The organism is Pseudarthrobacter siccitolerans (assembly GCF_001046895.1).
Lineage (GTDB): Bacteria > Actinomycetota > Actinomycetes > Actinomycetales > Micrococcaceae > Arthrobacter > Arthrobacter siccitolerans.
On the sequence record NZ_CAQI01000046.1, the window covers coordinates 116937 to 141767 of the forward strand.

Annotated in this window: 17 protein-coding genes; 2 read left to right on the plus strand and 15 right to left on the minus strand. The window is 68.1% G+C overall.

All coding sequences use genetic code 11. The features are described 5' to 3' along the window. Positions 1-2 precede the first annotated feature (2 nt). Complete coding sequence (gatC, locus tag ARTSIC4J27_RS13870; RefSeq protein WP_050055782.1) at positions 3-299, minus strand: Asp-tRNA(Asn)/Glu-tRNA(Gln) amidotransferase subunit GatC; 297 nt, start codon at positions 297-299, stop codon at positions 3-5. Positions 300-445: 146 nt separating this feature from the next. Beyond that, positions 446-1954, minus strand: a complete 1509-nt coding sequence (locus ARTSIC4J27_RS13875; protein ID WP_050055783.1) for a CitMHS family transporter — start codon at positions 1952-1954, stop codon at positions 446-448. Between the two features lie 184 nt (positions 1955-2138). On the opposite strand from ARTSIC4J27_RS13875, the gene ARTSIC4J27_RS13880 reads away from it, so the two are divergent. Beyond that, positions 2139-3899, plus strand: coding sequence for a sensor histidine kinase (locus tag ARTSIC4J27_RS13880; protein ID WP_200900830.1), 1761 nt, complete (start codon positions 2139-2141; stop codon positions 3897-3899). Further along, positions 3892-4554: a response regulator gene (locus tag ARTSIC4J27_RS13885; protein ID WP_050055784.1), complete on the plus strand. Its 663-nt coding sequence runs from the start codon at positions 3892-3894 to the stop codon at positions 4552-4554. The genes ARTSIC4J27_RS13880 and ARTSIC4J27_RS13885 overlap by 8 nt, the downstream gene beginning before the upstream one ends. A gap of 1 nt (position 4555) precedes the next feature. Here the strand turns inward: ARTSIC4J27_RS13885 and ARTSIC4J27_RS13890 are convergent, their stop codons facing one another. The 13 genes from ARTSIC4J27_RS13890 to ARTSIC4J27_RS13950 all read right to left on the minus strand — a co-directional run bounded on the left by ARTSIC4J27_RS13890 (position 4556) and on the right by ARTSIC4J27_RS13950 (position 24830). Then, the gene (locus ARTSIC4J27_RS13890; RefSeq protein WP_050055785.1) at positions 4556-4939 is read right to left on the minus strand and encodes a RidA family protein; all 384 of its coding nucleotides are present in this window, start codon (positions 4937-4939) and stop codon (positions 4556-4558) included. A 46-nt stretch (positions 4940-4985) separates the two neighbouring features. Further along, complete coding sequence (locus tag ARTSIC4J27_RS13895) at positions 4986-5489, minus strand: GNAT family N-acetyltransferase (protein ID WP_050055786.1); 504 nt, start codon at positions 5487-5489, stop codon at positions 4986-4988. A 105-nt stretch (positions 5490-5594) separates the two neighbouring features. Then, a complete protein-coding gene (locus ARTSIC4J27_RS13900; protein WP_050055787.1) occupies positions 5595-6404 on the minus strand; it encodes an inositol monophosphatase family protein in 810 nt (269 codons plus the stop codon). After that, on the minus strand, positions 6401-8674 hold the full coding sequence (gene ligA, locus ARTSIC4J27_RS13905) for an NAD-dependent DNA ligase LigA (RefSeq protein ID WP_050055788.1): 2274 nt from the start codon (positions 8672-8674) through the stop codon (positions 6401-6403). Before ligA ends, ARTSIC4J27_RS13900 begins: the two co-directional genes overlap by 4 nt. A gap of 52 nt (positions 8675-8726) precedes the next feature. Further along, on the minus strand, positions 8727-9338 hold the full coding sequence (locus ARTSIC4J27_RS22810; protein WP_050055789.1) for a hypothetical protein: 612 nt from the start codon (positions 9336-9338) through the stop codon (positions 8727-8729). A gap of 120 nt (positions 9339-9458) precedes the next feature. Beyond that, positions 9459-13904, minus strand: a complete 4446-nt coding sequence (locus ARTSIC4J27_RS13915) for an FtsK/SpoIIIE domain-containing protein (RefSeq protein ID WP_050055790.1) — start codon at positions 13902-13904, stop codon at positions 9459-9461. Continuing rightward, a complete protein-coding gene (locus ARTSIC4J27_RS13920; RefSeq protein WP_050055791.1) occupies positions 13901-14605 on the minus strand; it encodes a hypothetical protein in 705 nt (234 codons plus the stop codon). The genes ARTSIC4J27_RS13915 and ARTSIC4J27_RS13920 overlap by 4 nt, the downstream gene beginning before the upstream one ends. 70 nt (positions 14606-14675) lie before the next feature. Beyond that, a complete protein-coding gene (locus ARTSIC4J27_RS13925) occupies positions 14676-16364 on the minus strand; it encodes a serine/threonine-protein kinase (RefSeq protein ID WP_050055792.1) in 1689 nt (562 codons plus the stop codon). Then, a complete protein-coding gene (locus tag ARTSIC4J27_RS13930; protein ID WP_050055793.1) occupies positions 16361-18442 on the minus strand; it encodes an FHA domain-containing protein in 2082 nt (693 codons plus the stop codon). The genes ARTSIC4J27_RS13925 and ARTSIC4J27_RS13930 overlap by 4 nt, the downstream gene beginning before the upstream one ends. Next, entirely contained in the window at positions 18429-19391 is a 963-nt protein-coding gene (locus ARTSIC4J27_RS13935; protein ID WP_083435462.1) for a PP2C family protein-serine/threonine phosphatase, read from the minus strand. Before ARTSIC4J27_RS13935 ends, ARTSIC4J27_RS13930 begins: the two co-directional genes overlap by 14 nt. Beyond that, positions 19388-20941: an RDD family protein gene (locus ARTSIC4J27_RS13940; RefSeq protein ID WP_327077650.1), complete on the minus strand. Its 1554-nt coding sequence runs from the start codon at positions 20939-20941 to the stop codon at positions 19388-19390. The genes ARTSIC4J27_RS13935 and ARTSIC4J27_RS13940 overlap by 4 nt, the downstream gene beginning before the upstream one ends. Then, complete coding sequence (locus ARTSIC4J27_RS13945; RefSeq protein ID WP_050055795.1) at positions 20938-23502, minus strand: transglutaminase-like domain-containing protein; 2565 nt, start codon at positions 23500-23502, stop codon at positions 20938-20940. The genes ARTSIC4J27_RS13940 and ARTSIC4J27_RS13945 overlap by 4 nt, the downstream gene beginning before the upstream one ends. Next, a complete protein-coding gene (locus ARTSIC4J27_RS13950) occupies positions 23499-24830 on the minus strand; it encodes a DUF58 domain-containing protein (protein ID WP_050055796.1) in 1332 nt (443 codons plus the stop codon). The genes ARTSIC4J27_RS13945 and ARTSIC4J27_RS13950 overlap by 4 nt, the downstream gene beginning before the upstream one ends. Position 24831 lies beyond the last annotated feature (1 nt).

A 24831-nucleotide genomic window follows, 5' to 3' on the forward strand; every position in this document is an offset into this window, starting at 1 on the left:
GGTTATGCCTCATCCAGGATTGCCGGAACTTTGAAACGGAACTCGAGCGAGTCCGGTGCACCGGAAAGTGCCTGTTCCGCCGTGAACGTGTGGCCCACAACGTCTTCCCTGAACACGTTGTTCAGCGGAATGGGGTGGGACGTGGCCGGCACGTCGTCACCGGCGGCTTCGCTGACGGATTTGACCGAATCAACGATGACGGCGAGTTCTCCGGCCATCCTGTCCAGCTCTTGAGCACTCATCTCAATGTGAGCGAGCCGCGCGAGATGCGCAACATCGTCACGGTTGATCGCAGCCATGGATCTCCCCTGCAAAGTTTGAATTGATTTCCGATCCATTCTAGTGGGGAAACGTAGATGCCCGTCTGACGGCCCCCAGCGGGCGTCAGACGGGCACCTTCATGCCGGGGTACTGCCCACCAGGGGCAGCACGCGGCAGGTACAGACTAACCGATTCCGATGGCTCCGGTCAGCACTCCAATTCCCAGCATGACCAGCGAAACCACTGCCGCGCGCCACAGGACTTTCTTGTGGTGGTCGCCCAGGTCCACCTTGGCCAGCGATACCAGCAGGAGGATGGCGGGAACCAGCGGGCTCTGCATGTGGAACGGCTGGCCGGTGATGGAGGCCCGGGCCATCTCGGCGCCGCTGATGCCGTAGTGTGCGGCCGTTTCGCTCAGGACCGGAAGCACGCCGAAGTAGAAGGCGTCGTTGCTCATAAAGAACGTCATGGGGATGCTCAGGAGGCCGGTGATGACGGCCATCAGCGGGCCCATGCTGGACGGGATGATCTGGACCAGCCACGCGGACATCGCTTCCACCATGCCGGTGCCGGTGAGCACGCCCGTGAGTACTGCCGCAGCCATCACCATGCTGACCACGGCAACGATTGACGGCGCGTGGGCCACGATCTGCGCGGCCTGGTCCTTGACGTGCGGGAAGTTCACCAGCAGGGCGATGGCCGAACCAACCATAAAGACGTACGGCAGGGGCACCAGGTCAGCGATGAGCATGCCCATCACCGCCACCGTGAGGGCCAGGTTGAACCACTGCAACCTGGGCCGCAGGGTGGTGCGGTTCGGATCCAGTGCGGTGCCCGCCATGGCGGTGTTGTCTTCGTCCACGGGGGTTTCGGTGCGTTCCAGGACTGCGACGCCGGAACCGGCGGAGCCGGCGACGGCGGGAGCTGCTCCGCCGGGGTTGTTCCCTTTGCGTCCTGCGCCGCTGCGGAAGGTGCCGGCACCGGAACCACTGCCAGTGCCACTGCCAGTGCCGCTGGCAGGGGTGCCGCCGTCGAATGCTTCAGCGGTATCAGGAACGCCCCAGATTTCCGGCTGCGTGGCGCGGAGGCGGTTGCGCTCCTGGAGGCCGAGGACCCAGGCGAAGACCAGGACAACGGCCAGGCCGGCGGCCAGGGACGGGATCATGGGGACGAAGACCTCGTTGACGTCGATCTTCAGGGCGCTGGCGGCGCGGGCGGTGGGGCCGCCCCAGGGGACGATGTTCATGGTGCCGTTGGCCAGGCCGGCCACGCAGGTGAGGACCACGGGGCTCATTTTCAGCCGGAGGTAGATCGGCAGCATGGCAGCGGTGGTGAGGATAAAGGTCGTGGAGCCGTCGCCGTCCAGGGACACGGCGGCTGCCAGCAGTGCGGTGCCCAGGACCACCTTGGCGGGGTCGTTGCCGAGCTTGCGCAGGATGAACCGGACCAGCGGATCAAACAGCCCGACGTCGATCATCAGGCCGAAGTAGATGATGGCGAACATCAGCAGGGCTGCTGTGGAGGTCATGGACTTCATCGAATCCATCACCATGTCGCCAATGCCCAGGCCGGCGCCGGCGAACAGGCCAAATACTGTGGGGACGATGATCAGCGCCAGCACTGGCGTCAACTTCTTCGTCATGATCAGCACCATGAATACCGCGATCATGGCGAATCCAAGTAATACCAGCACGGCTGGGCTCCTTCTTTGTGAACAGCGGCACAGCGGTGTGACGCGTGCTACAGACTTTAGGGTGGCCGCGGTCACGGCAGTGCCTTTGGCTCAATTGATTGGCATACTGCTTATTGCGAGCATTTAGCTCATTCTGCTCACGGGCTGAGGATGCCCGGACTACCCGCCCGGATCGAGGAGGCTCATGCTGCGTTCCAGTCCCCGCGAGCCGCTGCGGTTTTCCACCCAGACGCTGCTGCTGCAGTTGGCGGTGGTGCTTTTGGTGGTTCTGCTCAGCGCAGCGGTCCACGCCTGGCTGACCTATGACCGGGTGGGCCGCGAGGCGGAGAACCAGGCGCTGACGCTGGCCCGGACCGTGGCCTCCGATCCGTCCGTCCGGGCCGATGTGCTGGCCATCAGCGAACAACCCGGCACTCCCCCGGCCGCCGAACTCGCTGGCGGGCCGCTGATGGCATCGGCCGAAGCGGTACGTACCCGGACCGGTGCCCTGTTTGTGGTGATCACTGACGAAACCGGGATCCGCCTGGCCCACCCGGACCCGCGGCGGCTGGGTGAAAGGGTGAGCACAGATCCGTCCGAGGCGCTGTCCGGCCAGGAAGTGACCACCCGGAACACTGGAACGCTGGGGCCGTCCGCCGGCGCCAAGGTCCCCGTCTACGCCCCCGGCAGCAACACGGTGGTGGGCGAGGTGAGCGTGGGCTATTCGATGGAGACCGTAGGCCAGAGCGTGGAACGGGACATTGGCCCGGTCGCCCTGACCGCCACCGGCGCACTGCTCGCCGGCATCCTGGGATCCTTCCTGCTGCGCCGCCGCCTGCAGCGCCTCACCCTGGGCCTGGAGCCGGAGGAGATCAGCACGCTGGTCCATGACCAGGTGGCGGTCCTCCAGGGGGTGGACGACGGCGTGATCGGCGTGTCCGCCGACGGCCGGATCACCGTCTTCAACGCCGCCGCCCAGCGCCTGCTGGGGCTGGACGACCTCGCCGGAACACCCTGGGAGGACGCCCCAGTACCGGACCTGCTGAAGTCCCTGACCCGGGCCGGCTCCGGCGGCGCTCCCGCCGTCGAACTGGTGGCAGGCGGCCGGGTGCTGGTGGCCAACGCGCGCAAAGCCCTGCACCGGCGCGAGGACCTGGGCTGGGTGGTGATGCTCCGCGACCGCACGGAGCTGCAGCAGCTCACCCGCCAGCTGGACGCCGTGGGCACCATGTCCACGGCATTGCGGGCGCAGCGGCACGAGTTTGCCAACCAGCTGCACACCATCGCTGGGTTTATGAGCATCGGGCAGCACCAGCAGGCGCGCGAGTACCTGGCCCGGCTGGCCTCAACGGGCCCGCTGAAGTTTCCCGTGGACCAGGCCGAACTGCTCCAGGACCCCTACCTGCAGGCCTTTGTCGGGGCCAAGGGCGTTGAGGCCGACGAGCGCGGGGTGGCCCTGCGGATCGGGCCCGAGACCCTCGTCCGTGGGCAGGTCACCGACGCCCAGGATGTCACCACCGTGCTGGGCAACCTGATCGACAATGCCGTTAATGCCGCCGTGGCTGGCTCTGCGGAAGACCGCTGGGTGGAGCTGGAGGTGCTGGATGAACCGGCCGACGGCGGCGGCACCCTCCATGTGGTGGTCGCTGACTCCGGCGACGGGCTGGCGGAGGGAACGGACGCCGAGGCGGTCTTCGCGGAAGGCTTCACCACTGCTTCCGGCGCGCTTTCCAGAAACAACCGTGCCGGCGGGGGCCAAGGCTTCGGGCTTGCCCTGGCCCGCCAGCTGGCCCGGCGCCGCGGCGGCGACGTGAAGTTGCTGGAGCGCGGACGGCGCGGCGGCCCCGGAGCAGTCTTTATGGCAACCCTCCCCGGCACCACTGCGGGAACTACGGCGGGGACCAAGGATTCCCGGCTCGAGGATGCGGCGTCCCGGGACGCTGCGGGAAAGGACACCCATGGCTGATGATTTCCGGGTGCTGATCGTGGATGATGACTTCCACGTGGCCAAGCTGCACGCCGCCTATGTGGATTCGGTGGCGGGGTTCCTGGCCCTGGCGCCAGTGGGAACGGCCTCGCTCGCGCTGCAGGCGATCCACAGCCTGCGGCCGGACCTGGTGCTGCTGGACGTTTACCTGCCCGACGCTTCGGGGCTGGACCTTTTGCAGCAACTGGACGTGGACACCGTGATCCTCAGCGCCGCTTCGGACGCCGCCTCCATCCGGGTGGCGTTCCGCCGGGGTGCGCTGGGCTACCTGCTGAAGCCGTTTACTTCGGAGTCCCTGTCCCAGCAACTGCGGTCCTATGCGCGGTACCGGCGCCTGCTGTCCCAGCCCGGGGCGCTGGACCAGGACGCGGTGGAGCGGGCCAAGCGCTCGCTCATCCCCGGTGACGTCACGCCGTCGTCCAAGCCGAGGTCCGCGACGGAGGCGGCTGTGCTCGAGTCCCTGGTTCCCGGTGAGCAGTACTCAGCCGCGGAGGTGGCAGGCCGGGTGGGTGTTTCCCGGGCGACGGCGCAGCGGTACCTGTCCTCGCTGGCCGACGACGGCGCCGTGGACATCCAGCTGCGCTACGGGACCACCGGCAGGCCGGAGCACCGCTACGGCCTGCCGGCGGGGTAAATTAGTTCGCGCTCTTCTGGGCGACGAGTTCGATTTCGACGAGCATTTCGGGGTCCAGGAAGGGCAGGACGTGGACCAGGGACAGGGTGGGCCGGATGTCGCCGAACACTTCACCGTGCGCGCGGCCGGCCTCTTCCCACTTGCTGATGTCCGTCAGGTACAGCTTGGACTGGACCACGTCCTCGAAGCTGAAGCCGGCGTCCGCGAGGACCTTGCCGAGCTTCTGCAGGATGAACTGGGTCTGGGTGTAGAAGTCTTTCCCCACAATGCCGTCCTCGCCGCTGGCGGCCGTGGCGGAAATGTACAGGGTGTTGTCCACCTGGACGGCGCGGGAGTAGCCGAGGGTCTGTTCCCAGACGGAGCCGGTGCCGAAGGTTTTGCGCATGGTGGGCCTTTCAAAGCTGGAATGAGTCGGCACCACTTTAGGGCGGCTACAGGTCCAGCCGGTAAACCAGCAGTTTTATGTCAGTTCCGGGGACGAACCAGTCCCTGTCCGGCACCCTGGCGAAGCCGGTTTTGTTGTAGAGGCCGCGGGCGCTTTCCCAGGTGCTTCCGGTGGTCAGCGCGACGGCGTTGATCCCGTCCAGTGCCTTGGCGTGGTCCACGATGGCGGCCATCAGGGCCTTGCCGGCGCCGCTGCGCTGCACGGCCGGGTCCACCACCAGCATGCGGAATTCCAGCTCGTCGCGCAGGGCGATGTCCGCGTACGGCTCCCCCGCCAAAGCCAGGGTCACCGAACCCACCACGTCTCCGGCCCGTTCGGCCACCCACACGGTGGCCTGGCCGGCGCGCTGCGCGACGTCCTGGACCTTGCGCATATACGGGTGCTCAGCGTCGTCAAAGTACCCGGCGGCCAGGTAGGAATCCCTGGTGATGCGGGCAACGGCGTCGAAATCGGATTCGACGGCGGGACGGACGGTTATCGGCGAAGGCACCCATCAATGGTAGGGGTACCAGCCGGTAACACCGCGTGAAAGTGCGCTTTTCGTGACTGAACTATCAGTCAGGGCCGGACCGCAAGCCAGCGCGAACACGGGCTGTCAGAGCGGAAATTTGCCGGACAGCTCCAGGCTCGCCGCGCAGGTCCAGGCGTCCAGCCGCTCCTGGTCGGTGGGGCCGCCATCCAGCGGGCTGGTGAGCCGGGGGCGGCGTACCCAGCAGCCGGCTTCCTCCGCGATCAGGGCACCGGCGGAGAAGTCGTGCTCGTTGAGCCCGCGTTCGCCGAAGGCGTCGTGCGTGCCGTCCGCCACCATGCACAGGTCCAGCGCCGCGGACCCCAGCCGGCGGACGTCGGCGAATCCCTCCAGCAGCCCGGCAAACCGGGCGGCCTGCTCGGAGCGGACCAGCGGATCGTAGCTGAAGCCGGTGGCAAGGATCTGCCCCTTGCGGCCCGGCACAGGACCTTCCAGGCGGGTCAGGGTGCCGGCTTCTTCCAGCCACGCACCCTGGCCGCGGGCAGCATAGTAGATGCGGCCCAGCGCAGGGGCGTTGACGACGCCGGCCAGCCAGGCGCCGTCGGCATCCGCCACCGCCACGGAGGTGCCGTAGTAGACGATGTTGCGGATGAAGTTGGTGGTGCCGTCCAGCGGGTCGATGGACCAGCGGTAGCCGGTGGGGTCTGCCGGCCTGGTGGTGCCGTGTTCCTCGCCGGTGATGCTGTCCGCCGGCCGTGCGGCGGCGATGACGTCACGGACGGCGTTCTCAGCGGCGACGTCGAACGCGGTGACCCAATCGCCGGCGTCGCCCTTGTTGCTGGCATGAAGCGCGTCGGCGTTCCGGCCGGCGAGGACGCGCGCGCCGGCGGCTGCGGCCTGCTTGGCCACTTCCAACAGTTCGGTCACGCCGGTCATCGGGTTGCCTCCGCCTCTGCCGGTTCTGCCTCAGTACCAGCGCCGCCTTCCAGTGCTGCGGGCCCGGCCGCAAGAAGCTGCCGGAAGCCGTCCTCATCCAGGACGGGGATACCGAGTTGTTCGGCCTTGTCCAGTTTGGTGCCGGCGCTTTCGCCGGCCACCAGGTAGCTGGTGTTCTTGGAGACGGAGCCCGCCGCCTTGCCTCCCCGGAGGAGGATGGCTTCCTTCGCCTCGTCCCGGCTGAAGCCGGGGAGGGAGCCGGTGACCACCACGGTGAGACCTTCGAGGGTCCGCGGCACGGACTCATCCCGCTCGTCCTCCATGCGGACACCGGCTGCAGCCCAGCGGTCCACGATGTCGACGTGCCAGTCCTCGGCAAACCACTCCTTCAGGGCGGCTGCAATGGTGGGGCCTACGCCGTCAACGTGTGCCAGCTCCTCCTCCGAAGCCGCCCGGATGGCGTCCATGGTGCCGAAGGCCTGCGCAAGCGCCCGCGACGCCCGGGGGCCGACGTGCCGGATGGACAGCGCCACCAGGACCCGCCACAGCGGCTGGGTCTTGGCCTTTTCCAGCTCTTTGAACAGCTTTTCCGTGGTGGCCGTGGGCTTGGACGGCGATTTCGCGGTGCCCTTGCTGTAGAAGTAGGGCACCAGCTCGAACTCCCCGGTGGGCACCCCCTTGCTGCGCTTCTCGCGCCTGATGCGGACGTCCGCCAGAATCTCGGGGGTGAGGTCGAACAGGGCCGCTTCGGTGGTCAGCGGCGGAACCTCGGGCTCGGCCGGCTGGGTGAGGGCGATGGCAGCTTCCCAGCCGAGGGCCTCGATGTCGAAGGCACCACGGCCGGCCAGGTGGAACACCCGCTCCCGCAGCTGGGACGGGCAGGATTTTGAGTTGGGGCACCGGATGTCCACGTCGCCTTCCTTGGCCGGGGCCAGGGGCGTGCCGCAGGAGGGGCACTCGGCGGGCATCACGAAGTCGCGGACCGGAGGATCCTGCTGGTCCCGCAGGGCAAGGACCGGTCCCACGATTTCCGGAATGACGTCACCGGCCTTGCGCAGGACGACGATGTCTCCGATTTTGACGCCCTTGGCCTTGACCACGTCCTGGTTGTGCAAGGTGGCCATTTCCACCGTGGACCCCGCAACCTTGACCGGTTCCATCATGCCGAAGGGCGTGACGCGGCCGGTGCGGCCCACATTGACCTGGATGTCCAGGAGCTTGGTGTGGACTTCCTCCGGCGGGTACTTGTAGGCGACTGCCCACCGGGGCACCCGGGTGGTGTAGCCCAGGGCCCGCTGGGTGGCGAAGTCATCCACCTTGACCACAATGCCGTCAATTTCGTGCAGCAGTTTGTGGCGCTTGTCCCCATACCGCTTGATGAAATCAAGGACCTCGTCCAGGCTCCCCAGCACTTCGGAGTAGGGGCTGACCGGCAGTCCCCAGTTCTTCAACAAGTCGTAGGTCTCGGACTGGCTGCGAGCCTGGAGCCCTTCGCGCGCGCCGATGCCGTGGACAAACATCTTCAATGGCCGTTTAGCTGTTTCCGCCGGGTCCTTCTGCCGCAACGAGCCGGCAGCCGCATTGCGCGGGTTGGCCAGCGGCGCTTTGCCCGCTTCGATCAGCGCTTCGTTGAACTCGGCGAATGCCTGCGAGGGGATGAACACTTCGCCCCGGATTTCCACTTCCGCCGGAAACCCTTCCCCGCTCAACTCCTGCGGGATTTCCTTGATGGTGAGGACGTTGTGGGTAATGTCCTCCCCCGTGGTGCCGTCGCCGCGGGTGGCGGCGCGAACCAGTTTGCCGTCACGGTACAGCAGGTTGACCGCGAGTCCGTCGATCTTCAATTCGGTCAGCCACGCCGGCTGCTGCGATCCGTCACCGAGCTTCCCGATACTGGCCGACGCTTTGGTGAGCCAGGCTTCGAGTTCCTCGAGGGAAAAAACATCCTCAAGGCTGTACATCCGCTGCAGATGCTCCACGGCGGCGAAGGCGGCGGAGACTTCCCCTCCCACTTCCTGGGTTGGCGAATCATTGGACACCAGTTCCGGGTGCAGCGCCTCGATTTCCTCCAGCCGCCGGAACAGTTCGTCGAATTCGGCGTCGGAGACCAGGGGTTCGTCTTCCTGGTAGTACGCGAACCGGTACTTCCGGACCAGGTCCACGAGGTTCTCGTACTCCTCCCGGACTGCGTCGGTGGGGGTTGCTTCCGGCTCGACGGGTTCGGTGGTGCGGGTGGCGGTCTGTTCTGCGGGGCCTGGTCCTGTACTCACAGACCTATCTTGCCATCAAGGCACGTCAGCGCCGTGGCGTCCCGGCCCGGGCCTAGTGCGCCCGGCCGCGTAACCGGGTCCTTCCCCACCAGAAAAAGGAGGCACCGGCAGCGCCCAGCAGCAGGACCCCGGCGATGATGGGCAGGAGCACAGGGCCGCCGGGGCCGGAGTCATCGGCAGGCACAACGACCGCCGCCCGGGTGGCTGTAGCCGACCTGGTGACCGGGGTGTTCCAGTCCTGCCCGCTTGACGCGCCGGTGGGCGGCGGGGAACCGGTGTATCCCGTGGCGGAAGCGGACGGGGCCGCGGCTGATTCTTCAGGCTCTGCGGCCGGGGCAGCCGGCACCGGATCCGAGGCGGGCGGCGCCACCGGAGGTGCGGGCTGCTCCGGAGGCGCCGGCACAGGGTCGGCGGGCGGAGCCGGCGGGCTTTCGGGTTCCTTGGGCTTGCGGGTACGAGTGGGGTCGGCGGGTCCCTGGTCGTCTGCCGGCTCTGTCCCGCAAAACACCAGAAAACACTGGTCGGGGGATGTGGTGGATTCGGGGGTGGGTTCCGTGGAATCCGCCGCCGCGGGGCCGCCCGGAAAGAGGGCAACGGCGAGGGCCAGGACCGCTGCTGATGCCGTCGTCGACGCAACGCGGAAGACCGGTGAGGACGGGGTCATGGCTACCTTTCGATGCGCGCAGTCCCCCCACCGCGGCTTTCTGGTGTCCCCGGTAGTCTTCTACACCCCGCAACAGGGCCGCAAATCCAGCGGATCCTCGGCCCTGTTGTCATCAGCGTCTCAATCCCTGTTTTCGGGCGGCAGCGCAACCTGGATTTTGCGCGCCTTTCCGCGCCCCACCACGTACCCGCGGCCGGGAATGAAGTCCGCGCCGGTCCGGCCCAGCGACGTGTTCAGCAGGCTGTCGCCTTCGATGTCGCCGGGGTTCAGCAGCAGGCCCCGCCGGCCGGACTTGAAGGGCTGCGCCAGGGACCAGGCCGAGGACCAGGTGGAGGTTTCGGATTCACCGATCACCCACTGGTCCGCCTTGATGGATGCCGTCACCAGCCGGCCCACACCGGACTCCGCCATGGTGTCGGTGAATTCCGTCAGCCCTTCGATGAAGATGGCCAGAGCTCCGGGGTTTCCGGAGGAGTGCTCCACCAGGTCTTCCACTACCTCGGCTACGTCGTCCGGGCCCACCACGGAGCGGTTCCAGATGGGCAGGGAGGCGACGGCGGACCGGCGCGCCCCGATGTAGATGAGCTCGGTGGCGGGGTTTGACCGGCGGAGGGCGTAGGCCAGGGTCACGAGCGCCACGGTCCGGCCGGCGCCCGGCGGCCCGGCGAGGAGGAGCGGCCCCCGGGCCATGACCTCAGCCGGCCGGAGCGTTTCGTCGTCGACGCCGATCACGGGCAGGTCCGGACCGCCGGCGGGCAGGACGTCCAGGTCCACCTGCTCCGGCAGCCTTTCGATGCCCGGGGCGGACTCCAGGCCCCGGCGCAGCATGGCTTCGCTGAGCTTATGCACCTCACGGGCCTGCAGGGCAAGGTTGGAGTTCCCGCCCAGCACGGCGAGCTGCACTTCGAGTCCGTCCAGCAGGCCACGGCCAGGCGGGGAGCCGGCGCCAAGCACGTCCCGCGGGACGTCCATGGACACGTAGTCGTCCTCGGAGGAGAGTCGCAGCACCAGGCGCCGCTGGATGGAAGCGAGCAACGAGGCGGGGACCGAGTTCGGGCGGTCTCCGGTGACCACCAGGTGGATGCCGAGCGTGCGGCCGTCGGTGGCCAGCTGCAGGAAGATGTCCCAGAGCCCGGACAACCTGCTGTGCTCGTACGCCTCACGGAAGGCCGACATTCCGTCCACGAGGACAAAGATCCGTTTCTCGTGGGGCCGGTTGGCGAGCTTCCGGTACTCAACAATGGTGGAGGCACGCACCTCGGCGAACGCCGCGGACCGCTGCTCCGCAATGTCCCGCAGCAGGCGCAGCAGGCGCCCCACCCGTTCCACGTCGTCGCCGTTGATGATCTCGCCCACGTGCGGAAGCTCTTCCAGCATCCGCAGCCCGGAGGACCCGCAGTCGATCCCGTAGACGTGGACGGGCCCGCCGCGGGGAGTCACGGCGGCAGCTATGGCAATGCCGCGCAAAGCAGCCGACTTTCCTGATCCGCCCGTACCGTAGATGGCCATGTTGCCGTCTTTGTCCGGCTGGTAGAAGACGGTGGGCTGGGCCTGGCGGACGGGGTCATCGGCAACGCCGAGGAGGAGCTGCTCGTCCGTTCGGGGGTTGGGCAGCTTGGAGAAGTCGTAGGTCTTGGCGAGTTCGTCCAGCCACGGTTTGCGCGGGGGCCGGATGTCCAGCGTCCCGGCGGCGCGGACAATGTTGGCGGTCATCCTCGCGATGTCGTTGGGGCCCGCCGGCGCCTCCAGCACGGGCTTTTCCGGAGCCGGGGCCTCCCAGCTGGGGCCGGAGCCGAACGCCATTTCCACGATGTCGATCTGCGGCCGCTGGGGTTTGTCCGTGGTCCAGCCGCCGGCGTAGCCGGTCTGGAAGCCCTGGATCCGGCCGGGACCGGTCTTGGCCGCGCCCCGTCCCGGGATGGCGGGGTCGAAGTAGGCAGCGTCCGGGACACCCAGGATGTCCGTCGCGTCGTCCTCGTCGGCCATCCGCAGCGCTACCCTCAGGTTCGTGTTGGCCCGCAGGCTGTCCTTGATGACGCCGGCCGGGCGCTGCGTAGCCAGAATAAGGTGCAGGCCCAGGGACCGCCCGCGCGCGGCAACGTCCACCACGCCGTCAACGAACTCGGGGACCTCGCTGGCGAGCGCCGCGAATTCGTCCACGATGATGATCAGGTAGGGCGGCGCCTCCGGATCGGCCTCGCGCTGGAGCGCCAGCAGGTCCTTGGCCTTCTTCCGGTTCAGCAGCTGCTCCCGGTAATGCAGTTCGGCGCGCAGGGAGGTCAGCGCGCGCCGGACCAGGTGCGGCGAAAGGTCCGTGACCAGTCCCACCGTGTGCGGCAGGTTAATGCAGTCGGCGAATGCCGCACCGCCCTTGTAATCGACGAACAGGAAACTGACCCGGTCCGGGCTGTACGCCGCGGCCATGCCCATCACCCAGGACTGCAGGAACTCGGATTTGCCGGCGCCGGTGGTTCCGCCCACCAGGGCGTGCGGGCCTTCGTTCTTCAAGTCCAGGTAGAGCGGTTCGATGCCTTTGGAGCCCACCAGGGCGCGCAGGGTGCCGTTGTCCTTGCGGTTGGCCACGGCGCTGCTGTGCACGGAGTTGTTCTCGGTCCAGCGCTCGGCGACGGCCTGGGGGTTGTCCAGGAAGTCCTTGCCGATCAGGGTGGCATAGGAAACAGCGCGTGGAAGGTCGGAATCGTCGGCGACGGGTTTGCCCACGTCCACCACAGGGGTGAGCATCCGGGCCAGCTGGGCCGCCAGTTCGGCATCCACGCTTTCGCAGCTGACGGGGTAGGTGTGGCGGCCCAGCCGGACCTGTCCGGTGGTGGTGCCGTGGTCGCCGTCCACCACCATGAAGTCGCGGCAGGCAGCCGGCAGGGCCTGCACGTCCGTGGCCACCCACAGCACATGGACGCCTGCATCGGGCCCCCGTTCGGCGAGCCTGGTAAGGCGTCCCCGGTCCACGGGGGCGTCGTCCTCAACCACTACCAGCACGGCCGGCACCACCGGTGCATCCACCTCGTCCTTGGTGGGATCCAGGGCGGGGCGAAGGACGGGACCTGAGCGTCGGGCGGCGGCTTCCCTGGCTTCCACCAGGTCTTCGAGGCGGGCCACCAGGGATGCCCCGCCGGCCGAACCGGCGGCCAGGTGGTCCCCGGAAAGGGGGCTGTGGCCGGAGCCCACGTGCGGCAGCCACTGAAGCCAGTTCCACCGTTCCCTGGACTGGGCGGAGGTGATGGCGGTGAGGACCACTTCGGCGGGTGAGTGCAGCCCTGCGAGCTGGAGCACCATGCCGCGGGCAACATCGTCCACCAGCCCGCGGGCACCGGCGATGCCCAGCGAGCCGGCTGTCCGGAACTGGGATACCACCGGCACGCCTTCGATGTCCCGGAACTGCTTGATGCAGTCCTGGATTTCGCGGGCGTACTCCACCTCGGTGTCGTTGTTCGACGGTTCCTCCAGGAGGACCCGCGACGGCACGGTGCCCAGTCCGAACCGCAGGCCCAGGAAGCCGCCGTGTTCGGGGCGGTGGGTCCACAGCAGCGGACCCAGTTTGTAGATGGCGCTGACGGTGTCGCTGACGGAGGGCGCCTCCTGCAGCCGGACGGCACGCTCCACGTGCTGCAGTTCGGTGATGTCCTCGCGGAAGGCGGCCATGGACGCGCGGAAATGCTTGAGCTGGTCCTTCTGCTGGCGCTTGGTCCGCATCTTCTGGTCCACGTAATGGCCCACCACGAAGAGCGGCATCATCAGCATAAACACCGCCGAGAGCGGGTTGTTGCTGACCGAAAAAATCACCGCGCCCATCAGCAGCGGGATGAGCAGCATGATGAAGGGGAAGGGATGGTCCTCGGGGCGTTTGGGTCCGGCGGGCAGGACGCGCTTCGGTTCCTCAAACCGGGGAACCACCCGGGGCGAGCGGTTGAAGTCCACCAGAGGAGAGGTGGGCGCGGCGGCCTGGTTGTGTCCCAGCGGCACCACGGTGATGGTGGTGTCGCCCAGGGTGATGGTGTCCGAGGAGTTCAATGTGGCCCGGGTGACCGGCAGACCGTCCATCAGGAGCCCGTTGGCGGAGTTGGTGTCCACGATTTCCACGCCGTCGCCCACGGTGATGCGGGCATGGCGTTTGGACGTCAGCGGATCGGAGAGCCGGATGTCCACGTCCCGGTCCCGGCCGATGTAGCTGGTGCCGGATGGCAGCGAAAATTCGCGGCCGACGTCGGGCCCTGACAGCACGCGCAGGGTGGCAGCCGCGGGGCCCCGGCCGGCGCCGGGGTCACCGAACTGCGCACTGACCTGGGTCAGCGACACCACGGAGCCGGGCCGGAGCCCGGATTCGAGGAGGTTGTCCTCGCGGGCCAGGACGTTGCCGCGCATGCCGCCGCCCACAAACGCCTCGTCGATCTTCAAGGAGAGATTGTCCGGCGCGGGCGTGCCCTTGCGGGCGGGGTCCGCGGCCCACAGCGTGGTTGCCACGTCGGCCACGGTGGCGAGGCCGTCCACGGTGACGGCCAGGTCCTTGGCCTCGGCAGGGTCCCGGCGGAGTGTCAGCCGGATCCTCATCCTTCGTCCACGCCCCTCATCTTTTCCAGCAGGTACAGGTCATCGGCTGTAACAAGGTGCGAGGTGACTGCGTGCTCCACCAGCCGGGCGCGGCGGTTGGTGGCGAGTTTTCCGCCGCCACCGCGAAGGCCAACAACGCCCACACGGTCCAGTTTGTCGCACACGTTGTCCAGCTTCCGGTTGAACCGGGTCAGCGCCCAGCCCAGCGTCTTTGCTGCCGCCGCAGAGGACGGGATGGCGCTGAAGCCTGTCCCTTCGCGCCGGAGCATGGGCTCGGCGAGCGCCACGATCAGTGCCTTTTGCGAGTCGGTGAACACCACGGGGCCGATGGTGGTGTCCCCATTGCTGTCCTCCTCCCGCGACTCCTGCCGGAAGGAGGGCGTCTTCAGGTGCACCGCGAATTCGTAGGTGGTGGGTCCGGCCGTAAAGATGATGTTGGTGTGGCTGAACACCAGCGGAATCCGGGCGCCGGGTGAGAGCCAGGCCTGCATGCCGCCGGAGGCGTCTGCCACGGTGGCGGAAAGCATGCTGCCAACATTGCTGAGCCACCAGATTCCGTCATAGCGGGCCACCTGCAGGAACTGCCGGTGCAGGTACGGGTTGTCGTCCACTTCCAGGTCGCCTTCGCGGCCGATGTTGAAGACGTCCTCGTCGGAGGGTTCGTACCATTCACCACAGAAATCTATTGCTAGATCCCCCATTTTCTGTGCCTCCTCATTGGGCAAAGCGCTGTAAATCGTGCTGGCGTAAGTGTCTGGAACGGAGGGCCGCTCATGGGCCGGTGCAGGCGATGGAGGCTTCTTCCATTGGTGAGAAGGCGCCGTCCGAGCGGACGATCATCACCTGGACGCAGGTCTGCCCGGACGGGTTCGGCGTCACCTGGATGGGGGGCTGGGCGATGGACTGGTATTCGCCGCCGCCACCGATGGTGTAGACCCGCCATTTGTAGGTGTCACCGGGCTTGGGCTGCGGATTGTTCCAGGTGAAGGAGGCGCCGCCGGGGGTCAGGGTGCCGGTGAGCCCTTCGACGTCGGGCACGGTGCCGTTGTCCAGCGCATCGGCCGGCGGCTTGCTCGGCTCCTGGGTTTGTTGGGCTTTGGGGGTCTCCGGTGCAGCGTTCGCGATCACGATTCCTACCACCGCGGCGAGGGCAAGGAGGGTACCCCCGGCGATGGCAAGCCAGAGGTTGCGTTTCCCGTGGTCCGTGCCGGACGCAGCAGCTTCGGCTGGTTCCTCCACCTTCGCGGGCCGGTGGATCGTTGTGTCGGCAGCGTCACCGCCGTCGGGAAGCCTGCTGTCCTGGAGCCCGCCGTCCCGGGAAAGCCCGGGGGTAGCCGGCACACTGCCGGCGCTGCCGCGGAGCACCGTGGCCGGAGTCCAGTCCTGGGGCTGGAGTGCGGGCGCCGGCGGCGTCAGGGCCGCCGGCGGGGTAAAGCGCGACGGCGGCGCCTCCGCCGGGGGAACCTGCGGCCGGGTGCGGGCCGGGAAAGTGGGCGCGCTGCCGGTCCGCTCCGGATCGATGGCCGCGATGCTCCGCACCCGCGTTTCCTCGGCGCCGTCGTCCGGGTGGCTGTCTTCATGGTGCGGCTCTTCGAGGACTTCGAAGGGTGTGACCGAGAGGTTCAGTTCAGCCTGGATGCGCTGCAGGGCAAGGGCGAAGGCATGGGCCGAGGAGTAACGGGACTGCGGTGACTTGGCCATGGCCGTGGACAACGCCAGTTCCAGGGATTCCGGGACATCGGCGCGGCCCAGCCGGGGCACCGGCATGTTGCTGATCCTGTTGATCAGCTCGCGCTGGGAGTTGTCAGCGCCGGGCATCACGAAGGGCGACCGGCCGGCCAGGAGCGTGTAGAGGGTTGCGCCGAGCGCCCACACGTCCACCATCACGCCGTCCACGTTGCCGTCACGGAACTGTTCCGGCGGGGACCACGGGATGGACATGCCCGAGTCCTCGTCGGCGTCGCCGGCCAGGGTTCCGGAAATGCCGAAGTCCGTCAGGGCAGGGCGGTTGTAGTCGGTTACCAGGATGTTGGCGGGCTTTATGTCGCGGTGCGCGATGCCGGCCCGGTGGGCGGTTTCGACGGCGGAGGCCACCTGGATGCCGACGGCCAGCACCTCGTCAACGCTGAACCGCTGCCGGCGGTACCGTACGTCCAGGCTGGGCCGGGAGCAGTACTCCATGGCCAGGTAGGAATGCCCGTCGTCGGTGACCTCCGCCTCGAAGATGGTCACGATGTACGGGTGGGAGGACAGTTGGGCCATGAGGTTGGCCTCGGACTCGAACCGGCGGCGGGCGCCCTCGGTTTTCAGGTCCGAGAGCAGCACCTTGACGGCCACTTTCCGGCGCGGTCGGTCCTGTTCATACAGGTAGACGTCGGAGAACCCGCCGGAACCCAGCAGGCTGATGTAGGTGAACCCCGGGATGTGGGGCGGCGGCGCAGGCGGCCGTTTGGAACTCAAAGAATCTCCTCAAAACGCAGAGAGATGTTGTCGCCCAGTTCAGCGATGTCCCCGTCCAGCAGGATGGCCATCTCGTTCTGGGCCAGGCGGCGCGGGGGCTGGCCTTCACGCACCAGGACGGTGCCGTTGGTGGCTTTCAGGTCGCACAGCATCACGTGCCAGCCTTCCAGCCGGACTTCGACGTGCGAACGGGAGATGTCCCCGCCCGGGCTGGCCACCTGGACCAGCCGGGGCATCACTCCGCCCTGGACCCGGGACACCGAGGGTTGCCTGCCGATCACCAGCGACTGGTCGAGGTCCACGAGTTCCCCGGTGGAGATGCGCATCCGTCCCAGGCGCGGACGGGCCACCTGGACTGCGTCGGGCAGCAACCCTGCACCGCATGCGGCACAGGTGGCGCTGGTGGGCGGGTTGGCGTGGTCCTGGGGGCATAGCCGCGCAAGCACCAGCGGCCCGGCAACCGTTGAGGCGTCTGCCACCGTGCGGACCGGCTGGGCGGCCATCCCTTTCAGGCTGCCTTTCATGACTGTCTGGCCGTCGTGGTCGGCGTCGTATTCAGCATGGCTGGTTTCCGGCTCCGGGGCAGCCGTTGCGGCGGAAGCTGCGGAGGGTATGGCGGACAGCATGGGTGCGGGCATCGCAGGCGGCGCGGCCGGCTCGCTGCCTGCGGCCGGCGTCCGCCAGGGGACCGAGTCGATGAGGCCACTGGCTGCGGGCCGGCCGGGCGCCGGGAGGGCTGAACCGTCAGAAAGTGCCTCCGATACGACGGCGGGCGGCAAATCTGCCGTTGCCGGCGATCCTTGGGCGCTGCCGGACTCCGCCGGCGAAGCTGCATTGCGCTGGTCTGCGGCTTCCTGGCCTGACGCCGCCTGGTCTGTCGCCTCCTGGTGCGCGGCTTCCTGTCCTGCCGGCTCGTGGCCCGCGGTCGCCTGCCCGCCGGGCGCAGGGCCGTCTCGCTCAGGGCCGTCTGGTTCCGGCTCTTCGCGGACGGCGGCGTCTTCGATCCTGCGGACGACGGTCCGCTCCCACAGGTGGTCATACGAGCTGGTCATCTCGCTGGCGGGCGCTTGTCCGGACGCACTGGACGTGGCGTCCTCCCGTGCTGCACTGAGGCCAGCTTCAGTGGCGGGGGCAGTGCCAGTTCCAGGGGCGGCGTCAGTTCCAGGGGCAATGCCGGTCCCGGCGCCACGGTCATCCTCCCGGGCAGCTTCCGGGTCCGGGTCAGCGCCTGGTTCCGGGGCAGTGCCTGGCTCCGGGGCAGTGTCGGTTTCGGCCAAGTCGTCGTCATCGAAGTCCTCATCGATGACGGCATAAACAGTCTCTGCAGACGCCCCGTGCTCGGGGGCAACAGTGATTTCCGGAAGGTCGGCCTGTTCGGCCGCTACGATCACCGGGGCCGGGACCGCATAGGTGGTCGCTTCGGGTGCAGACGTTTCCACGACCGGCGGGGTTGCGTCGGCTGCCGGGGGCGCTGCAACGGCGGTTCCGGCAGCATCGGCGGTTCCGGCAGCATCGGCAGGCTCAACTGCTGCGGGAGCAGGCCTGGCGGCGCTGGTCGCGGCCTCAGTGGTGAGGACCAAGGACTGCAGCAGCACCACGCCTTCCCCGAGCGGCAGGTCCGGACACTCCGGCAGGTCCGGAAGCCCCGACGGGCCGGCGTGCGCGGGCGCGGGCACCTGTGCGGACGTTGGCTGGGGGTGCAGGCTGGCACCGGCTGCGGGAATAACCAGCCGGCACAGCCCGGACTGACCGAGCCGCCGCTCGGTCCACGTGGTCACATCCCGGCCGTTCAGCTCCACCGGGCCGTCGGCCGACTGGACCATGACGTCCAGGTCCCCGCGCAGGAAGACGCGCAGTGGTCCCTGGAAGTCGAGGATGCCAAAGGACGGGATGTTGGCCAGCGATCCCCCGGAACTGCTGGTCACCGCATGCAGGACCTCGTGCACTTCCGGCCGGCTTTCGAGCAGGTCCCAGAGTGCGGCGATGAGGGCCGGACTGGAGTCCGGCCCCAGGAGGACAGCGGTGTGGGAGCGGACAATGCCAAGCCAAGTCCCGGGGACGTAACTAACGGCGCTCATCGTCCGGTTCCCCACTCTCGTCCGCAATGCCGGGTTCCACAACGCCCGGTTCTACAACGTCCGGTTCAGGAGCTTCCGGATCCGCCGGGGCGGCATGGACGGTTCCCGTGCGGGGCAGTGTTGTTTCGTCTTCGGCCGGGTCGGGGCGCGGGGCGGTGGTTGCTGCACCGGCGTCGTTCAGGACGTTCCGGGCGTCCACCACAATGACCGTGACGTTGTCCCGGCCGCCGCTGCGGAGCGCGGCCTGGATCAGGGCGTCCGCGGCGTCCTGGGGGTTCCCCACGGTGCTGACAATCCGGTAGATGTGATCGTCCGTCAGCTCCCCGGTGAGCCCGTCGGAGCAGAGGAGGACGCGGTCGCCTTCCTCTACGGGCAGCAGCCAGTAGTCGGCCTCCGTTTCGTCTCCCGTGCCCAGTGCCCGAGTGACCACATGCCGGCGCGGATGGATGGTGGCCTGCTCGGCCGTGATCTCCCCGGCGTCAACGAGTTCCTGTACTTCGGAGTGGTCCACGCTGATCTGTTCGAACCGGCCCTGGCTCAGGCGGTAGGTCCGGGAGTCACCGATGTTCATCACCAGCCAGTACGGCATGCCCATCTGTTCCACGAGGACGGCGCCTGTGAGGGTGGTTCCGGCACGCGCGCCGGTGGCTTCGCGGATGGAGTCGTCCGCCTTCACCAGGTATTGCTGGAGGACGGCGGCCGTGACGCTCCGCTCCCCTGTGGTGAGCTGGGGTATGGCCGCAAGGGCCCGGACGCACATGCCGCTGGCAATTTCTCCGGCTTCGTGGCCGCCCATCCCATCGGCCACAGCGAAGACAGGATCGGAGGCAATGTACGAATCCTCATTCAACTCCCGGCGGAGTCCCCGGTCCGTCCCGTGGCCGACGTTCAGGCTGAGCCCCGCCCCCGGTTTAGTGCTGGAGGGAACGCGTGCGGGCTGTTGGTTCATGCCTGTCCTAGGTAAAAGGTGCGGTCTCCAAAATGAACACTGGATCCCGGGGTAACAAATGCGGGCACGCCCGGCTGAAGGGGCGTGCGGTGCCCATCGGGGGTGGTCACGGCGCTGCCGTTGGTGGAGTTCCGGTCCGTCACCCAGATGCCGGCTCCGTCAGTCAGCAGATGCAGGTGGGTTTTGGAAATGGACCTGCCGGGGTCGTCGACGGCGAGCAGCTGGGCCTGCTGTTCGCCCGCCTGGCCCACCGGGTTCCTCCCAACCAGCACGCTGCGGTCCAGCTGGAAGTCGCGGCCGTCATCCAGCCTGATCCGCAAAGCGGCGACCGGTGCGGGGGCGGCGGAGCCGTGGCGCACCTGGGTGCGGTCCACGTCGTCGTCAGGATGTCCTTGCTGGACCGCCGGCGCGGGCGCCTGGAATGACGTGGCCTCGAATCCGGGTGCTTGGAATGCAGGTGCCGCGGATGCCCGGGTTTCACCTGCAGGGGCCTGGGGATTCGGCGCTTGGGGGCCGGGCGCCTGGTACGGCATGACCTGCGGCTCCGGCAGGGTGTGCTGGGTGGCTGCCGGCGCGGGCAGGACGGGAGCGGCACCCGCCACCGGGGACAACACAGGCTGCACCGGGGGCAGGTCCAGCGGCGCGAAGCTGTACGGCCCCTGGATTCCGCCGGTAGTGATGGGGTTCCGGCCCGCCTTGACGTCGAAGGCAAGGGACTTTGCGGCGGTATCGTGCCAGCCCCGGAGCCGGCCGTTTTTATCCCAGCTGTTCGAGACGACCACCAGCACAGCCCACGCCGTTCCCGCCAGCACCAGCGGACCAAGCACAAAAAAGGCAACCGCGAACCACTGGAAGACCACCACAAGGATGGCGGTGAGCAGCGCCAGCAGGATGCCGGCCCCGGTAATCAGACCGCGCAGGAAGACGGGACCGGCGCCCGGCGCGTAGCCGTCATTGTCCGCGCTGCGGATTCCCATCAACAGGTTGCCCAGGGTCTTGCCTGTCCGGGCTTCCCACCCCAAAACCACAAACAGGTACACGAGGGTCAGTCCCAGGCCGATCCCGCCGAACAGCACCAAAGAGGCGGTGTCGTAGATGATGAAGCCGCCGCTGCGGGTGCGGGTGATGCCGGCGAAACCGAGGGCAAAAGTCACCACGAGGACAGCCAGGGGCGGGAGCCAGTCAATCACGGCAGCACCAAGGCGCTTGCCCGCCGTGGCTGGAACAAGCTGAAGATTTACTGCCATTCCCGTTCCTCCCCCTGGACCGGCTCCCACCTGCACGGTGGACCCGCCGGCACTCCCCCGGCCTGTGCCCGCGTTGATGCCTGCCGCTGGAAATGCCTGCGGCCTTTCTACTACCGGGATAGTACCGGGAATCCGGGGCGGGTGCGCGGCGGGGGTACCGGCAGGCGGCTCAGCCACCAGGTGGGGCTGGCGGCTGCTCCGTGCCGACCGGTTGGGCAAGGGTGCTCCGCAGGCGGTGCAGAAAGCAGCCCCGGCGCGGATCAGTTGCCGGCAGTGCGGGCAACGCCCGGCGTCGTCTGTCACTGGGTACCGGGTCCTTGCGTGGGTGTGTCGGGGGGTGTTGCGTCGGCAGCCGTCGCGTCCGGCCCGGCGGGCCGTGCAGCCGCTTCGGGACCGGCAGGACGACGGCGGCCGCTCCCCTTGAGGAACGGCAGCACGGGCAGTGCCAGCCCGGCGCCGCGGCGGCTGAGGAGGGTTCGAGCGTCCGCGAGCAGGGAACGCGGCGAGAACCGTGCCTGCTGCCGGCGCCAGAACCCCACGGTGGAGGTCATCTCCTTCAGCGAGCCGTCAACAACGGTCCAGTACTCCCTGACCTCGTCCTCGCTGGGCTGACCGGCACCGAAGATCGATGCGTCCGCCCGCCTGGCCAGCATGGTGGTGGTGCCGCCGCTGGCCGGGAACGCCTCGGCCAGCACCGCCGCGCTTTCCCGCCGCGTGGAACGCGTGTCCACGGCGGCCCCCATGTCAGTGGCAAGGCTCACCACCTCGCTCCATCCTCCGCCGACCCGCTGCGCAGGGTCACCGTCCCGGAAACGGGACTTCCGTCGTCGTGATTTCAGCAACGCAACCAGCAGCAGCGGCAACGCGAGGATGGACAGCGGGATCAGCGCAACGCCCAGGGCGCCCAGCAGCGCGCCCCAGAACAGCCAGGGGTTGTTCTTCTTCTGGTCCGCGTCCAGGGCGTCCGGTGAGGAGTCCGGCGGCAGGTCCGCGGGTTCCTGCGGCGGGGGCGGCGGCTGCAGGACCTGGGGCTTGGGCTTGGACTTGTTCTCGGGATCCGGCGGAATGGGCACGTTGTCCTTGGGCGGGGTGGGATCGAAGCTGACCCAGCCCACCCGCTCGAACGCGACCTCCACCCAGGCGTGCACATCCTTGCCGGTGATCTTCACTTCCCCGGCCCCGTTTTCGGGGCTCGTCGGCTCGGGGTAGAAGCCCATCACCACGCGGGACGGGATGCCGAGGTGGCGCAGCATCAGCGACATCGCCACCGCGTACTGCTCGTCGTCACCCAACATCTGCTTTGCCGTCAGCAGGTTCCTGATGCGGGCGGACCCGTGGCCCGAGACGCTGGGCAGCTGCCCTTCGCTGACCAGGCCGTTGCTGAAGGCGCCGGTCTTCTGGAAGTGCGCTTCAATCTGGCGCACCCGGTCGATGGCCGTGGGCGCGTCCGCAGAGAGGTCGTTCGCCTGCGATCCCACCACCGGCGGCACTTCCGCAGGGTCCGGCAGGGAGACCTGCGCGAAGTCGTATTGTGTCAGCTGCCCGTGTTCCAGCTTGACCGGATCGGAGACCTGGACGCTGTAGGAATCGCCCTTGGACAGCCCGTTGGTGGTCACCGCAGTATCAGTGCCCGAGTTGAAGTAGAGGCCCGAAGCCGCGGCAGAGGCGCCTTGGTCGAAGCTGATGCCGGTGGTCTTGCGGCCGCCGGGCACAAAGAAACCCTGGTAGTCCTCGATGGTGATGCCGATGGAGTAATTGTTGGTGGGGACCACACCCGAGGTGTCGGCCAACGTGTTGATGGACTCGGTGTCGCCTACCTTGCTGAAGTTGCCCGACCCGTTGGGATCCATGTTGTAGTTGGTGCCGTTGAAGGCATCCAGGGCTCCCAGCCGGACGCGGCCGTCCCGCGGGAGGCCCTTGACCACAAACAGGGTGTCGTCTTTCTTGTCCTTGACGAACGTACGGAAACTCGCGAGCGGTGTGATGTAGTCCTTGGGATCGAACGGCGGGACCACAACGTTCCGGAGGACCTTGCGGTCTCCCCCAGCTGTGACCAGCGGGGCGGACAGCGCGGTGACAGCCACGCTGGCGGCGATCACGCCGGCTGCCATGCCCAGCCTGCGCAGCTTGGCCCGCTGTGCGGTTGCGGAGTCGGTCTGCGGGTTGTTGACGGCCACTTTCCGGCTGTTGCTGCGCCGCAGGGCGTCGCGGCGGAAGGTTGCCCAGGCGATGCCGAGCACCGTCAGGCCGATCCCGCGTTCGAGGGTGAGGAAGGCTGCGGTGGTGCTGAAGGCGATGCCCGTGATGAAGAGGACCAGTACCGGAATGAGCGGCAGGTACGGGCTCCTGGCCCGCCAGGTGAGGACCCCTGCCACCAGCGCGGTGATCATGGAGCTGAGGAACGGGACAATGAGCACGCCGCCGGCAGTTCCCACCGGGACCCCGACGGTAAGCATGTCCTTCCAGGCGAACACTATGCCCAGGAGGAGGATCCGGAGCGAGTCCAGGGTGGGGACGAAGCCGGCGATGGCCGAGTCGGGCACTGCCAGCAGCGTCCCGAAGACGAGGTAGGCCCCCAGTGCCAGGGCGGAGGTGATGAGCAGCCCCAGGCGCAGGTGGGCGTTGATCACGCCGATAGCCAGGCCCAAAATGATCCCGCCGAAGCCGGACACCAGATAGTAGGGATCACCGCCGAAACTGAGGCCGAAGCCCAGCAGGCCCAGCCCCAGGAGTACGGTCAGGGCGCCGGCGTCGAGCAGGAAATGCCAGAGCGGCTGCCCGTCGGCGAAACCGGACTGCAGGCCGTTGCGGGCCTGCTGCCGGGCGGATGTGGTGCGCGGACGCAGCCCTGGTGCGGAGGTCATGCTGCCGCCTTCCGGAGGACGATGCCGAGGTCGGCGAGGTCGCCAAGGGTGAGTACTGTCAGGTCCGCGATGTTCGCCCTGCTGGACGCGGCGCCGGCTTCCACGCGGACGGCGAGGCTGCGCACCCCGGGCGGCACGGAGGCGGCGGCGGACCTGAGCTGGGTGGCGGTGACGTTGCTGCCCACCACAAAGAACACCACGGAGGCGTTGGGGACGGTGTCGGCCAGCGTCCTGGCAAGGTCGACGGCGGTGCGGCGCATGGGTGCGCCTACGATCCGGGTCATGTCATCGAGCATGTTGCGGCCGGTTTCGCACCTCAGCGGCCCCTTCTGGGTGAGGACGTCCAGCTCACGCTGCTCGCGGATGGCCTGCCGGCCGATGGACGCGGCGGCGGAAATAGCCATCTCGAATTCCTCTTCCGAGGCGTATTCGTCCGTGTTGATGGACAAGGAAACGGCGAGGTGGGCGCGCCGGGTCTCTTCGAACTGGCGGACCATGAGCTTGTTGGTCCGGGCCGTCGTTTTCCAGTGGATGTGCCGCCGGTCATCGCCCGGGACATAGTCCCGCAGGGCGTGGAAGGAAACGTCGGCGCTGGACAGGTCAGTGGTGGGCATGCCTTCGAGGTCGCGGATGAAGCCCGCAGCCGATCCGGCCAGGGCCACCGTGCGGGGATGGACAAAGAGGTCCTCGGGCTCGGTCCACAGGACCTGGCGGCGCAGCAGGTGCAGGGGGTCGGCCCGGACTGAACGCACCGGGCCGACGACGATCACGGCACGACGGGCCGTGGGGATGGTGAAGAGGTCCTCGTGGACCTGCTGCGGCTTCATCCGGGGCAGGTGGAAGACCGCGGTGACACCGCCCACGGGCAGTTCGACGGCGGCGGGCAGCAGGGGCCGGTTGGAGGTGTTGGTGACGGCGATGCTGCCCACAGCGCTGTCGCCCACGGCAACGCGGGTGCGGGCCAGGTCCAGGACCACGCCGTAGGTGGAGCGCCCGAGGATGAAGCCAACGGCGATCACGAACATCACAAAGGCTGCCACGGCGGCGGCCTTTGCCTCCTGCCAGCCGTAGGCCTGCCCCGCCGCCCAAAGAAGGATTGCGGCGGCCAGTACGGACCAGCCCAGCACGCTGATCACCGAGAGGACAGGCCAAACGTGCTTGAGCCATGCTTCTTTGACTGTTCGCCAGGCGGGTGCCAGGGCAAGTCCGGCAGTGCTGCTGGCCTCGGCCCAGACGGCGGACGGGTGCAGGCGCGTTGGCTGGCCGTTCCGGTGGAAGGGTTGCCTGAGGCGCTCGGCGATCCGGGTCAACGGGGTGCCGGTGGACATA

Coding starts and splice junctions, on each gene's coding strand:
- ARTSIC4J27_RS13935 (WP_083435462.1), bottom strand. CDS start 19,391: ATGAACCAACAGCCCGCACGCGTTCCCTCCAGCACTAAACCGGGGGCG.
- ARTSIC4J27_RS13950 (WP_050055796.1), bottom strand. CDS start 24,830: ATGTCCACCGGCACCCCGTTGACCCGGATCGCCGAGCGCCTCAGGCAA.
- ARTSIC4J27_RS13890 (WP_050055785.1), bottom strand. CDS start 4,939: ATGCGCAAAACCTTCGGCACCGGCTCCGTCTGGGAACAGACCCTCGGC.
- ARTSIC4J27_RS22810 (WP_050055789.1), bottom strand. CDS start 9,338: ATGACCCCGTCCTCACCGGTCTTCCGCGTTGCGTCGACGACGGCATCA.
- ARTSIC4J27_RS13900 (WP_050055787.1), bottom strand. CDS start 6,404: ATGACCGGCGTGACCGAACTGTTGGAAGTGGCCAAGCAGGCCGCAGCC.
- ARTSIC4J27_RS13930 (WP_050055793.1), bottom strand. CDS start 18,442: ATGAGCGCCGTTAGTTACGTCCCCGGGACTTGGCTTGGCATTGTCCGC.
- ARTSIC4J27_RS13880 (WP_200900830.1), top strand. CDS start 2,139: ATGCTGCGTTCCAGTCCCCGCGAGCCGCTGCGGTTTTCCACCCAGACG.
- gatC (WP_050055782.1), bottom strand. CDS start 299: ATGGCTGCGATCAACCGTGACGATGTTGCGCATCTCGCGCGGCTCGCT.
- ARTSIC4J27_RS13945 (WP_050055795.1), bottom strand. CDS start 23,502: ATGACCTCCGCACCAGGGCTGCGTCCGCGCACCACATCCGCCCGGCAG.
- ARTSIC4J27_RS13920 (WP_050055791.1), bottom strand. CDS start 14,605: ATGGGGGATCTAGCAATAGATTTCTGTGGTGAATGGTACGAACCCTCC.
- ARTSIC4J27_RS13885 (WP_050055784.1), top strand. CDS start 3,892: ATGGCTGATGATTTCCGGGTGCTGATCGTGGATGATGACTTCCACGTG.
- ARTSIC4J27_RS13915 (WP_050055790.1), bottom strand. CDS start 13,904: ATGAGGATCCGGCTGACACTCCGCCGGGACCCTGCCGAGGCCAAGGAC.